At 68.9% G+C, this 12,569-nt stretch carries 10 protein-coding genes; 6 read left to right on the top strand and 4 right to left on the bottom strand.

The features are described from left to right. Positions 1-11 precede the first annotated feature (11 nt). From AC3DET_RS01765 to AC3DET_RS01775, 3 genes are all read left to right on the top strand, one after another. Complete coding sequence (locus AC3DET_RS01765) at positions 12-1,067, top strand: quinone-dependent dihydroorotate dehydrogenase (RefSeq protein WP_337730071.1); 1,056 nt, start codon at positions 12-14, stop codon at positions 1,065-1,067. Beyond that, positions 1,064-2,104: a UDP-N-acetylmuramate dehydrogenase gene (murB, locus tag AC3DET_RS01770; protein ID WP_488390536.1), complete on the top strand. Its 1,041-nt coding sequence runs from the start codon at positions 1,064-1,066 to the stop codon at positions 2,102-2,104. Before AC3DET_RS01765 ends, murB begins: the two co-directional genes overlap by 4 nt. 231 nt (positions 2,105-2,335) lie before the next feature. Continuing rightward, complete coding sequence (locus tag AC3DET_RS01775) at positions 2,336-3,244, top strand: DMT family transporter (protein WP_488390537.1); 909 nt, start codon at positions 2,336-2,338, stop codon at positions 3,242-3,244. A 12-nt stretch (positions 3,245-3,256) separates the two neighbouring features. Here AC3DET_RS01775 and AC3DET_RS01780 read toward each other — a convergent pair whose 3' ends face one another. Then, positions 3,257-5,977, bottom strand: a complete 2,721-nt coding sequence (locus AC3DET_RS01780; protein WP_488390538.1) for a serine/threonine-protein kinase — start codon at positions 5,975-5,977, stop codon at positions 3,257-3,259. 95 nt (positions 5,978-6,072) lie between these two features. Here AC3DET_RS01780 and AC3DET_RS01785 point away from each other — a divergent pair, with 95 nt between their 5' ends. Beyond that, a complete protein-coding gene (locus AC3DET_RS01785; RefSeq protein ID WP_192200862.1) occupies positions 6,073-6,969 on the top strand; it encodes a GGDEF domain-containing protein in 897 nt (298 codons plus the stop codon). 10 nt (positions 6,970-6,979) lie between these two features. Here the strand turns inward: AC3DET_RS01785 and AC3DET_RS01790 are convergent, their stop codons facing one another. After that, positions 6,980-7,921, bottom strand: coding sequence for a DedA family protein/thiosulfate sulfurtransferase GlpE (locus tag AC3DET_RS01790; protein ID WP_488391154.1), 942 nt, complete (start codon positions 7,919-7,921; stop codon positions 6,980-6,982). Between the two features lie 379 nt (positions 7,922-8,300). On the opposite strand from AC3DET_RS01790, the gene AC3DET_RS01795 reads away from it, so the two are divergent. Both AC3DET_RS01795 and AC3DET_RS01800 read left to right on the top strand, forming a co-directional pair. Then, a complete protein-coding gene (locus AC3DET_RS01795; protein ID WP_488390539.1) occupies positions 8,301-9,716 on the top strand; it encodes a pectin acetylesterase-family hydrolase in 1,416 nt (471 codons plus the stop codon). A gap of 55 nt (positions 9,717-9,771) precedes the next feature. Further along, the gene (locus AC3DET_RS01800; RefSeq protein WP_488390540.1) at positions 9,772-10,380 is read left to right on the top strand and encodes a hypothetical protein; all 609 of its coding nucleotides are present in this window, start codon (positions 9,772-9,774) and stop codon (positions 10,378-10,380) included. Positions 10,381-10,550: 170 nt separating this feature from the next. Here AC3DET_RS01800 and AC3DET_RS01805 read toward each other — a convergent pair whose 3' ends face one another. Together AC3DET_RS01805 and ispG are read right to left on the bottom strand one after the other, a co-directional pair. Continuing rightward, entirely contained in the window at positions 10,551-11,222 is a 672-nt protein-coding gene (locus AC3DET_RS01805) for a phosphatase PAP2 family protein (protein WP_488391155.1), read from the bottom strand. Between the two features lie 4 nt (positions 11,223-11,226). Beyond that, on the bottom strand, positions 11,227-12,492 hold the full coding sequence (gene ispG, locus AC3DET_RS01810) for a flavodoxin-dependent (E)-4-hydroxy-3-methylbut-2-enyl-diphosphate synthase (protein WP_488390541.1): 1,266 nt from the start codon (positions 12,490-12,492) through the stop codon (positions 11,227-11,229). Positions 12,493-12,569: the final 77 nt, after the last annotated feature.

Below are 12,569 nucleotides of genomic sequence, written 5' to 3' on the forward strand. Positions count from 1 at the left end.
CGCCCGCCTCCATGTATTCCCTCGCCCGACCTTTCCTCTTCGGCCTTGATGCCGAAACCGCCCACGGCATGGGCCTGAAGGCACTGGACCTGGCCTACCGCACCGGCACCACGCCGCTGGTGGCGCGCCCCATCACGCCGATGCCCACCAAGGTGATGGGCCTGACCTTTCCCAACCCCGTCGGCCTGGCCGCCGGCATGGACAAGAACGGCGCACACATCGATGCCCTGTTCGCCCTGGGCTTCGGCTTCGTCGAGATCGGCACGGTCACCCCCAAGCCGCAACCCGGCAACCCGAAGCCCCGCATGTTCCGTCTGCCGCAGCACCAGGCCGTGATCAACCGCCTGGGCTTCAACAACGAAGGCGTGGATGCGCTGGTGCGCAATGTCGAAGCCGCGCGCCGCGACCGGGGCCTGCTGGGCATCAACATCGGCAAGAACAAGGACACGTCCAACGAGCGTGCGGCATCGGACTATCTCTACTGCCTGGAACGCGTCTATCCGCTGGCGGACTACATCACCGTCAACATCTCCTCGCCCAATACCGCCGGCCTGCGCGAACTGCAGGAAGAGCAGACGCTGCGCCAGCTCATCGGTACCCTGCGCGAGGCGCAGGAAGATCTTGCCGCCCAGCACGGCAAGCGCGTGCCGATGCTGGTGAAGATCGCGCCGGACCTCTCCGACAGCGACATCGACGCGGTCGCGCGCGTGCTGGGCGACATGCAGGTGGACGGCGTCATCGCCACCAACACCACGGTCTCCCGCCTGAGCGTGCAGGACCACCCGCATGCCCGTGAAACCGGCGGCCTGTCCGGCGCACCGCTGATGGGCCAGGCCACGCTGGTCCTGCGCCGCCTGCGCACGCGATTGCCGCACAGCATTCCGCTGATCGGCGTGGGCGGCATCCTGTCCGGCGCCGATGCGGTGGCGAAAATGTCGGCAGGCGCCTCGCTGGTGCAGTGCTATACGGGCCTGGTCTATCGCGGACCGGAGCTGGTCCATGAGTGCGTGGAAGCGATCCGCCGCCGCCGCGAAGCACCCAGCCGTGGTCCGGTAGCCCCGGAATGACCCCCGGTTATCGCCTCACCGCGAACGCGGCATTGCGCGACCGCAACACCTTCGGCGTGCCCGCCATCGCGCCGTGGCTGATCGAAGTGGACGATGTCGCCGCGCTGGAGGAGGTGCTTGCCCTGCCGCAGGTCACCGATGCGGAAACGCTGGTGATCGGTGGCGGCAGCAACCTGTTGTTCGCGGGCGATGCACCGGGCGCGGTGATCAGCCTCGCCACCCGTTCGACGGCCATCGTGTCCGACGATGGCGAGCGCGCACGCGTGCGCGCCGACGCCGGGGTGCCGTGGCATCCGCTGGTGATGTGGACGCTGGAACAGGGCCTGTGCGGGCTGGAGAACCTGGCGCTGATCCCGGGCACCGCGGGCGCGTCGCCCATCCAGAACATCGGCGCCTACGGCACCGAAGTCGGCGAGTTCATCGATATCGTCGAGGCGTTCGATCGCCACCATGGCGTGCGCGTACGGCTGGACCGCGAAGCCTGCGCCTTTGCCTACCGCGACAGCGTGTTCAAGCACGCGCCGGATCGCTACCTGGTGACGGCGGTCGAATTCCTGCTGCCGCGCACGCCGTCCCTGCGCCTGGACTACGCCGGCATCCGTGAGGAACTCGGCGCGATGGGCATCGCCGCACCGAGCGCACGCGATGTGGGGGAAGCCGTCATCCGCATCCGCCAGCGCAAGCTGCCCGATCCGGCCGTGGTCGGCAATGCCGGCAGCTTCTTCAAGAACCCCATCGTGTCTCAGGCACGGGCGGAAGCGCTGCTGGTCGACTACCCCACCCTGCCCGTGTTCCGTGGCGATGCCTTGCACAACCGCAAGCTGTCGGCGGCCTGGATGATCGAAGCCTGTGGCTGGAAGGGACACCGCGATGGCGATGCCGGCGTGTCCGCCGCGCACGCACTGGTGCTGGTCAACCATGGCGCGGCGACCGGTGCGCAGTTGCTGGCGCTGGCAAGGAAGATCGCCGCGTCCGTGCACGCGCGCTTCGGCGTGGCCATCGAGCCGGAACCGAAGCTCATCGGGGCCACCTGGTAGTCCCGGGATGACGCGCATCAACGGCCCGGATACTTCCCCCTCCCCCGTTCACGCGGGAGGGCCGGGGTGGGGGCCGACCGGAGCCCGTCTCCTCCAGCGTGCGCGACGGACTCGACCGCCACGACTTGTCGTGTCGACAACGATCGGCGGTGGGTTCGACATCCGTGACTTCGTTCGCCCCCATCCCATCCTTCCCCCGCGTGCGGGGGAAGGGGCCGGTCCCCGCTGCTGATGCCCACCCTGCCCGCCCACTACCGCGCCGCCGTGCTGATGCTGGGCAGCACGGTGTTCTTCGCGCTGATGGTGGTGGCGATCCGCCTGGCCTCGGCCACGCTGCACACCTTCGAGATCGCGTTCTTCCGCAACTTCTTCGGCCTGCTGGCAGCGGCGCCGCTGATCCTGCGCCATGGCCCCGGCTTCCTGAAGACCACCCAGTTCCCGCGCTACCTGTTCCGCTGCGTGATCGGCATCTGCTCGATGCTGGCCGGCTTCTGGGCCATCGGCCACCTGCCGCTCGCGCAGGCGGTGTCGCTGTCCTATTCCACCCCGCTGTTCGTCACCATCGCCGCCGCCGCGATGCTCAACGAGCAGGTGCGCGCGCGTCGCTGGACGGCGGTGGTGCTCGGCTTCATCGGCGTGCTGGTGATCGTGCGGCCGGGCACCTCGGCATTCACGGCGGATGCGCTGATCGCCGTCCTGGCGGCCGTGATGAGCGCGCTGGTGGCGATCCAGATCAAGCAACTCTCGCACACCGAACCGGCCGACCGCATCGTCATCTACACCACGCTGCTATGGGTGCCGATGTCGTTGCTGCCTGCATTGGCGGTGTGGGAATGGCCGCAGGGCATCACCTGGCTATGGGTGGTCGCGGCGGGCGTGCTCGGCACCGGCGGCCACATGCTGTGGACGCGTGCGTTGAAGCTGGGCGAAGTCTCCGCGCTGACACCGATCAGCTTCATGCAGCTGCCGGTCGTCGCGGTGTTCGGCTGGCTGTTGTTCGACGAGACGCTGGATACGTGGACGCTGCTCGGCGCCGGCATCATCTTCGGCGCCAACGCCTACATCGCCCATCGCGAAGCCGTGCTGTCGCGCCGCGCGGCGTCGGAAGCCTCCAGCTCGGCGGCCAAGCCCGGCGAGTGAGGCCGGGCGTTCTCAGGTCTGCTTGCCGGGCCGCTTTCCTTCGCGATAACGGCTGACGAACTCGGCGTCGGCGTCGTCCAGCGTGCCCGGGTCCGCCGCCAGCAACGGCGCGATGTACTGCCGGTGCAGTGCGTCGGCCTCGCCGCCGCGCCCCAGTTCGCGGTAGGTGTCGATCAGGTTCCAGGCCGCCGTGCGTGTTTCCACGTGCCGCTCGCCCAGCACCGCACGGCGCAGGTCGAACAGCTTCTGGTACTCCGCCAGCGCGTCCCGCGCGCGCCCGGTGGTGCGCAGCGCCTCGGCGCGGATGACCATCGTCAGCTGCGCCTGCGGGTGCTTGTCGCCCAGCACCTTCAGCGCCAGGGGCTGGACATCGGTGAGCAGGCGCAGCGAGGCCTCGGGTTGCTTTGCGTTGAGCAGCGTGCCGGCGTGGTTGACCAGGATCGACAGCGTGTCCGGGTGCGATGGCCCCAGCACGCGACTGCGTACGGTGATCACCTGCTCCTCGAGCGGCAACGCGGCGGCGTAGTCCTTCAGGCGCGCATGCGCGGTCGCCAGGTTGAGGCGCGTGCGGACGGTCTGCGGATGATCGCGGCCCAGCACGCGTTCACGCGCGGCCAGCGCATCCTTCAGCAGGGGCAGCGCCTCATCGGCCTGGCCTGCGTCGACCATCATCGTGGCCAGCGTGCTGCGCGCCTGCAGGGTGACCGGGTGTTCGCTGCCCAGCTTGCGCGTGTAGCGTCCGGTCAGGTCCCGCTGCATCGCGATGGCGGCATCCTTTTCGCGGTTCATGATGCGCAGGACTGCGAGGTTGCCCATCGCCGAAAGCGTTTCCTCGTGGTCCGCGCCCAGCGTGGCCGTGCGCAACCGGACCACTTTCTCCATGTTGGCGCGCGCCTCGGGCAGTTCGCCCAGGTTGCGCTGCACGGCCGCCAGGTCATTCGTGGCTTCCAGGGTCGCCGGGTCGCCCTCGCCCACGCTGGACAGCAGGCGCTCCTGCACCGCCTGCACCACGCCCTTCGCGCGCGGCCGGTCGCCCCGCGCCGAGATCACCTGCGCCTGCGCGAGCTCCAGCTTCACCCGTACGCGGTCGTTGACCGGCAGTGCGAACGCACGCGGCAGCGCCTTCTGCAGCACGGCCTCCGCCTGGTCGATGTGGGCGCCTTCCAGCAACGCCTGCACCTGGTCCCGCCGCGCACGCAGGGTTTCCTGCGCACCTTCGCCCAGCACCGTGCTGCGGTAGTCCGCCACATGCGCGAAGTGCGTCGCCGCCTTGTCATGGCGGCCGATGGCGGCGTACACGTGCCCCACCGACTCGCGCAGGCTGGCCGCCACGTCGGGCTGGTCGGCGAAATCACGGGCGATCGCGTCCTCGGCGTTCGCCAGCAACTGCCGGTCCACCAGGTCGCGCGCCAGATCGCCGGTACTGGTCTTCGCCAGCGTGGCACCGAAGGCATCGGCCGCCGACGGGTCGAGGCTGCCGACCTGCCGGACCAGACCCTCCGCCAGACCCACGCCCATGGTCTCGATATCGATCCCTTCCAGCATCGACTGCTGGAACGCCGCCACCTTCTCCAGTTCCGCGCTGCGGGCCTCCGCGACGCTGCGCTGCGTCTGCGCCTGCTGCAGGCCATACAGCGACAGCCCCAGCCCGCCCAGCAGCGCCACCAGCGCTACGCCGGCCGCGACGGCCGCAGCGCGGTGGCGGCGCAGGAACTTGCGCCACACATAACCACGACTGGCGGGCACCGCGGAGACCACCCTGTCATCCAGGTAACGCTGCAGATCGTCGGCCAGGGCCGCAGCCGAATCGTAGCGGGCGTCGCGCTCGTGCTGCATGGCCTTCAGCACGATCCAGTCCAGGTCGCCGCGCAGCCGATCGCGCATCCGCGCGAGCGAAAGACCGCGCTCCTGCGCCATCTCGCGTGCCTGTTCGGTCGGCAATCCCGCCAGCCGCGACGACGGCGCGACGGCCGTAGGCGTCTCCGCGGACCAGGTCTCGCCCACGGCTTCCGGCCGCACGCCGGTCACCAGTTCGCACAGCACCACGCCGAGCGAATACACATCGCTGCGGGTATCCACTTCGCGTGGATCGCCCTGCGCCTGCTCGGGGCTCATGTACTCCGGCGTGCCCGCGCGCTCCAGCACGGCATCGCCGGCCAGCGACGCGGTGGTCGCGATGCCGAAATCGATGATCTTCGGCACCGGCCTGCCGTCCAGCGTGTCCACCAGCAGGTTGCCGGGCTTGAGGTCGCGATGCACCACGCCCTTGTGGTGCGCGTGCTGCACGCCCTCGCACACCCGGATCAGCAACGCGACGCGGGCATCCAGCGGCAGGCGCTGGTCGCGGCAGTAGCGCGTGATGGGGGTGCCTTCGATCAGCTCCATCGCGAAGAACGGGAAGCCTTCTTCGGTCGCACCGGCGTCGTAGATCTGCGCGATCGCCGGATGGCGCATCTGCGCGAGCACCTGCCGCTCCACCTCGAAATACGCCAGGTGGCGCGCCTGCAGGCGTTGCGCGCGCATCAGCTTCAGCGCCACCTCGCGGCGGACCGGTTCCAGCTGCGCGGCGCGGTAGACCTCGCCCATGCCGCCCCGGCCCAGCAGGCCTTCGATGCGGTAACGCCCCAGCCGTGCGCCCGGCGCAAGCGTCCCGTCGGGCGCGGTGGGTGCGTCCTGCAGGCGCGTGGCCAGGCTCTCGGTGGGTGCGAGGTCGTCGTAAGGTTGCGATGTCATGCCACTGTCCCCGGTGCGCCCGGCCATGGTAGCGGAAGCGTGAGTTGACCGACCGATCCGTTACACTCGGACCCGCACCTGCCAGCAGCACACGCATGTCCCGGGATTTCCACGATCCGCCCACCACGCAACGGACCATCCTGAGCGACGGTCCGCGTCCGCACGCGCCGCGTTCGGCGTGCGTGGTGGTGATCCATGGCGAAGGCCTGGGCCGGCGCGCGGACATCGATGTCCAGCCGGTGCGCGTAGGGCGTTCGCAGGAAACCGACCTGCATATCCCGCACAACAGCGTCTCGCGCGTGCACTGCGAGATCTGGCGCGATGGCGATACCTACTGGGTGCGCGATCTCGGCGCCACCAACACCACCCGGCTGAACGACATGCCGGTGACCGAAGCCGCATTGGTGGACGGCGACCACATCACCCTGGGCGAGAGCATCCTCAAGTTCATCAGTCACAGCAGCGTGGAAGCGCGCTACCACGAGGAGATCTACCAGCTCGCCACCCACGACGCCCTGACGGAGATGTACAACCGCCGCCACTTCATCGAAACGGTGGAGAAGGAGATCGCGCGCGCCATGCGGCACCAGCGCGCGTTGACGATGTGCATCATCGACGTGGACCTGTTCAAGCCGATCAACGACCGCTACGGCCACATCTCCGGCGACCTCGTGCTGAAGCAGATCGCGGCGCTGGTGCGCCGGCATGTACGCAACGACGATGCCGCGGCGCGGATCGGCGGCGAGGAATTCGCCGTGCTGCTGCCCGAATGCGGGCCCGAGGCCGCCTACGGCTTCGCCGAGCGTCTGCGCGAGGCGGTGGAGGCGGTGGTGTTCCGCCCTGGCGGCGAAGCGCAGCGCATCACCGTGAGTATCGGCATCGCCGCGCTGACGCCCGAGCGCGATACCGTCAGCCGCATGATGGCCGCCGCCGACGCGGCGCTGTACCGGGCCAAGAGCGAAGGCCGCAACCGGGTCTGCATCGAGCACTGATCGGGGAAGGTCAGCTGCCCAGCGGGTCCACGCCGTAGCCCGCCGCGCGCCAGGCATCGATGCCGCCCTTCAGCGGCAGCACGTCGCGGAAGCCCGCCTCGCGCAGCCTCGCCGCCATCCACGCGGCCGACACCTCATCGGGGCAGGCACAGTAGATGACGATCTTCGCCTCGCGCGGATACGAGGCCAGGATGCCATCGAGATGGCGTTCGTCCGCGAACATCGCGCCCGGGATGACGTAGGGGTCCACGTCGCGGAAGCCGGGCGCGCGGATGTCGAACACCACCGGCGGCCGGCCCGCGCGGACCAGCGCATCCAGTTCCGGCGGATCGATCCGCGCCGCCTCCAGCGACTTCAACAGCGATCGGCGGCGCCACCAGCGCCAGCCCACGTATGCCGCAAGCAGCGTGCCGACGACCACGCCGGCACCCGTGCCCAGCTGCGAGAGCGTATCGATGACGGTTTCGACCTGCCTGGCGAACACCACGCCCAGCCCCAGTCCCAATGTTGCCCACAGTGCCGCGCCGAGCCCGTCGTAGCGCAGGAACGGCGGCAGCCGCACCTGCATGGCGCCCGCCAGCGGCACGGACACCATCGACAGTCCGGGAATGAACTTCGCCACCGACAGGATGCGGATGCCGAAACGGCCGTAGAAGCGCTCGGTGCGCTTCATGCAGGTGTCGCGCGACAGCGACAGCCGGCACAGCGACTGCAGCGTGCGGTTGCCGTAGCGGCGGCCCGCGTAGAACCAGACGCTGTCGCCGATCAGGCTGGCCAGCACCGACACGCCCAGCACGCCGGCCAGCGGCAGCCACAGCGGATCAGCCTGCATGGCCACGCCGGCGCCCACCAGGATCAGGGTGGGCATCGCGGGCACGGGCAGGCCCAGCGACAACGCCAGCACGTTGACGAACACCAGCAGCACGCCGTATCGGTCGACCAGTTCCTGCATTGCCATCCCCGGAGTCCACGCCGCGTTCCGCGACGGGTGTCGGCATGTTCGATCCACGGGCGGCCTGCGGCAAGGCGCCTGCCCGCAACGATCCGTTGCCCGGCCGCGATAGCGCACACCGGTACAACGCCGCACGTGCGTGCTGCGACGCGGGATCGTTCCGTTTACCTGGCTGGTCGCGCGGCATGCGAAGGGGGGTATCGCGGCCAATGTCGGGGGCCACGGCAGCCAAAGCCGACGCCATCACATGGACTTAATCCCGTCACGGGGCGGGCGTCCCACCATCCGCCGCTGTACGGTCGCCGCCCCCATGCGTGCCGCACGCCAAGGCAGTCCATCCCGTTGAACGTCCACCTGACTCTCGCCGGAGGATCCGATCATGGTTGCACCCGTACGACCCGCACGCCTGCCCCTCGTCCTGGCGGCCGCCAGCTTCACCCTGCTGGTGGCCGCGCCACTGAAAGCCGAGGAAGGCGATTACAGCTTCTGGCAGACCCTGGTGAACCTGGTCTCGCCGCCCAAGGCGGACAACAAGGTCACCGCCGCCCAGCGCACCGGCACCTACCCGTTGCTGGCCAATCCGTCGGGTTTCAACGACGGCTTCCAGCCCGGGCGCTATGACGCCTGGCAGACCATCCAGCTCGCGCCGCAGACCGGCGCGGTGTGCGGCGACGGTTCGCCATTCAAGTTCTTCGTCAACCGCGTGGCCGATACGCGCAACACCATCATCTACATGGAAGGCGGTGGCGCCTGTTGGGACTACGCCAGTTGCAGCGGCCAGAGCGGCATCCGCGGTGCGCGCAATCCGAACGGCATCCCCGACGACTACATGGGCCTGCTGAATCCCGGCGCCAGCCTGGTCAGCCCGTTCGTCACCCGCGTCAGCCCGTTCGATGCGGTGAAAACGCAGGGCTGGAACATGGTCTACGTGCCCTACTGCACCGGCGACATCTACAGCGGCGACCGCGTGGCGGTCTACAACGACCCGAGCGGCCAGAACACGCCGCTGGTCTGGCACCACAACGGGGTACGCAATGTGCGCGCGGTGGTCGGCTGGTTGAAGGACAACCTGCCGCGGCCCACGCAGATGCTGTCCACCGGCTGCAGCGCAGGCGGTGCGGGCAGCCTGACCAGCTACCATCCGCTGCGTCGCGACATGGCACCCACGCGCAGCTTCCTGATCAACGACTCCGGCCCGATCTTCCCCACGCTGAAGAACGGCAATCCGGTGGACTATCCCTCGCAACCGCTGATGGCGCTGATCCGCAGCGCCTGGGGCCTGGACCAGCCCAACGGGCCCCTGCCCTACCTCGCCAGCGGCCTGCCGCAGTTCGATCTCAACGAACTCGGCACCCTGTACCCGGCCCTCTCCAGCAAGTACGCGAACGACCGCCTGGGCCACACGCACTTCTGGAAAGACCTCAACTACTCGTCCTATTCCTACGAACGGTTCTACCCCGACATCGCCAACGCGCCTGACCAGGCGACCAGGGAGGCGCGCATCCATGCGCGCTGGGACGTCGATACCGCACGCCTGCGTGACCGCCTGAACACGTTGAACAACGTCGGTGGCTACTTCCCGCAGTACCGCGCGCTCAACGAGAGCCACTGCACCACCATCGTCGACTTCAAGAACGCCGACGTACAGGCGCAGAATCTGGAACTGAAGCACTTCATCGACAGCGTGCTCGATGGCCAGGGCAAGGTGATCGACGCCAGCGAGCAGGACGACAAGGCCGACAAGGCCAAGCCGGTCAACCTGCTGTACTGGCTGGTCGACCAGTTGATGGGATGAGGCCGATGTCCGGGGCCGCCGTGCTGCGGCGGTCCCGGCGTGCGAGGGACGCTGCATGAAGAAACTGCTGACACTGCTGGTGCCCTGCGCGGTCTTCGTCGCCGCCATCGTCTGGTGGAAGCGCGATGACCCGGGCAGACCAGTCGCGCCGCCGTCATCGGTTGAGGTCGCGGACGCCGCGTCGTCGCCCCTGGCTTCCCTGCAAGCCACGCCACAGGCGCAGGCGCACCGCGAGCGCCAGCGCTTCGAGACCGATGCGAAAGACTTCTTCGCGCATTCCGCGTCGTTGCGCGCGGTGGAACGCAGCGAACGCGCCGATGCGTTGACGCGGCAGATCGACAAGTACGAAGCAGCGGGCGGCCTGTCTGCGGGCGAAGCCGTGCTGCTGCGCACAGCGCTGGTCAAGGCGACCGTGGACGACCCGGCGCAACAGGCAGCCGAGGTCGCCGCCATCGCCGACCGCTATCGCGCCCACACTGACGCGCGCATGGCCGCCTTCACCGCACAGCAGCGCAACGATCCGAGATTCCAGGCCTACAAGGCCCGTGAAGCGCAGGTGGTGTCTGAAGTGATGGCCACCACGTCGATCCCCGCCGGCCTCACCCGCGACCAGTACCTGCGGCAGCGGTTGCAGCAAGAGCGCGAGCGAGCCTACGCGCCGTAGACGCGGCTTTCTGTAGGAGCGACGTAAGTCGCGACCGCACGCCATCAATCAAAGCAGTGCCATCGCCTGTTCCGGCGACAGGCCAACGGAGAGGGCGCTATCGGTTACGCACCGGAATGTTCAATGCATGCGGTCGCGACTTGCGTCGCTCCTACAGAAGAACTGACGCCTCATCTGACCTGCCACGGCCGCTCGCGGATGCGATACAGCACCAGGTAGACGCCCGAGACCCAGGCGACGCCCGCAGCCCAGCCGCCGAGGATGTCGGACGGGTAGTGCACGCCCAGGTAGATGCGTGAGGCGCCGACGGTCAGCGTGAACAGCACGGCCAGCCCGGCCACCAGCCAGCGGAAACGGGTGTGCCAGCACAGCAGCAGCACCACCATCGCCAGCGTGGCCGAGCCCATTGCGTGGCCGCTGGGGAAACTGAAGGTGTGCTCCGGCGCGATGGACTCCCACAGGCTGGGGCGATCGCGCTGGAAAAACTGCTTGGTGGCCAGGTTCAGCAGGGCCGAGCCGGCGAACGACACCCCTGCGAAGGTGGCCTCGCGCCAGCGCCGCAGCACCAGCAACACCGACGTCAGCAGGATGTCCGCCGGCACCACGCCCCACTGGTAGCCGATCGCCGACATGAAGACGAAGAAGCGGTCCAGCGCGGGGCCGTTTAGCGCGTGCGCGCGCCACAGCAGCGGATCGTCGAAGTAGAAGGCTTCCAGCTCGTGGACTTCATCCGCCAGCTCGACGAACAGCCACAACGGCGCCAGCAGGCAGAAGAACAGCAGGACCAGGCGCCCGCCGTGTTCACGGAACAGGCCGGCGATGAACCGCCGGCCGTTCGCCAGCGTATCAGCCGGCAGCACGCGCGTACTTGGCCTCGACGTAGTCGTCGATCAGCGCGACGAACTCATGTGCAATGTTCTCGCCACGCAAGGTGACCTTCTTCTCGCCATCGACGAATACCGGTGCCGCCGGCGCCTCGCCCGTGCCCGGCAGCGAGATGCCGATATTGGCGTGGCGCGATTCGCCCGGCCCGTTGACCACGCAGCCCATCACCGCCAGCGTCATGTTCTCGGCGCCGGGATGGGTGACCTTCCATTCGGGCATCTTGCCGCGCACGTGTTCCTGCACGACCTTGGCCAGTTCCTGGAAGAACTCGGAGGTGGTGCGGCCGCAGCCGGGGCACGCGGTGACCATCGGCGTGAACGCACGCAGGCCGGTGGTCTGCAGCAGTTCCTGCGCCACGATGACTTCCTGCGTGCGGGACTGGCCGGGTTCCGGCGTCAGCGAGATGCGGATGGTGTCGCCGATGCCTTCCTGCAGCAGCACCGCCAGCGCGGCGCTCGAGGCGACGATGCCCTTGCTGCCGATGCCGGCCTCGGTCAGGCCCAGGTGCAGGGCGAAGTCGGTGCGGCTGGCCATGTCGCGGTAGACGGCGATCAGTTCCTGCACGCCGCTGACCTTGGCCGACAGCACGATGCGGTCGCGCGGCAGGCCGATCTCGACCGCGCGCTCGGCCGAATCCACCGCCGAGCGGATCAGCGCCTCGCGCAGCACGCGGCCGGCGTCCCACGGGATTTCGCGCGTATGGTTTTCGTCCATCAGCTGCGCCGCCAGGGCCTGGTCCAGCGAACCCCAGTTGGCCCCGATGCGCACCGGCTTGCCGTAGCGGATCGCGAACTCGATCAGCTGCGCGAACTGGGTGTCGCGCTTCTTGCCGAAGCCGACGTTGCCCGGGTTGATGCGGTACTTGGCCAGCGCCTCGGCGCAGGCCGGTTCGCCCGCCAGCAACTGGTGGCCGTTGTAGTGGAAGTCGCCGATCAACGGCACCGACACGCCCATCATCTCCAGCTTCTCGCGGATGCGCGGGATGGCGGCGGCGGATTCGGGGTTGTTGACGGTCAAGCGGACCATTTCCGAGCCGGCGCGCCACAGTTCCGCCACCTGCTTCACGCTGCCGGCGATGTCGGCGGTGTCGGTGTTGGTCATCGACTGCACCACCACCGGACGGCCGCCGCCGACGGTGGCGTTGCCGATCCGGACGGCCTGGGTGATGCGGCGCGGCCAGGGCGCGGCGTCGGTGGGGGGCGTGGGGCGGGTGACGGCGTCGTGCATGCCGGCATTGTAGCGTGGCCGCCTGCCCGGGCCGGCAGCCGCCGCCCTGCGACGCCATGCCGCAGGCCCCGTCCGCG

The sequence above is a fragment of the Pseudoxanthomonas sp. 97-1-1 genome (genome assembly GCF_057773125.1).

Bases quoted from the DNA above. Each gene is read 5' to 3' on its own strand.
- AC3DET_RS01765 (WP_337730071.1), top strand. From the start codon at position 12: ATGTATTCCCTCGCCCGACCTTTCCTCTTCGGCCTTGATGCCGAAACC.
- AC3DET_RS01800 (WP_488390540.1), top strand. From the start codon at position 9,772: ATGAAGAAACTGCTGACACTGCTGGTGCCCTGCGCGGTCTTCGTCGCC.
- AC3DET_RS01780 (WP_488390538.1), bottom strand. From the start codon at position 5,977: ATGACATCGCAACCTTACGACGACCTCGCACCCACCGAGAGCCTGGCC.
- murB (WP_488390536.1), top strand. From the start codon at position 1,064: ATGACCCCCGGTTATCGCCTCACCGCGAACGCGGCATTGCGCGACCGC.
- ispG (WP_488390541.1), bottom strand. From the start codon at position 12,492: ATGCACGACGCCGTCACCCGCCCCACGCCCCCCACCGACGCCGCGCCC.
- AC3DET_RS01775 (WP_488390537.1), top strand. From the start codon at position 2,336: ATGCCCACCCTGCCCGCCCACTACCGCGCCGCCGTGCTGATGCTGGGC.
- AC3DET_RS01785 (WP_192200862.1), top strand. From the start codon at position 6,073: ATGTCCCGGGATTTCCACGATCCGCCCACCACGCAACGGACCATCCTG.
- AC3DET_RS01790 (WP_488391154.1), bottom strand. From the start codon at position 7,921: ATGCAGGAACTGGTCGACCGATACGGCGTGCTGCTGGTGTTCGTCAAC.
- AC3DET_RS01795 (WP_488390539.1), top strand. From the start codon at position 8,301: ATGGTTGCACCCGTACGACCCGCACGCCTGCCCCTCGTCCTGGCGGCC.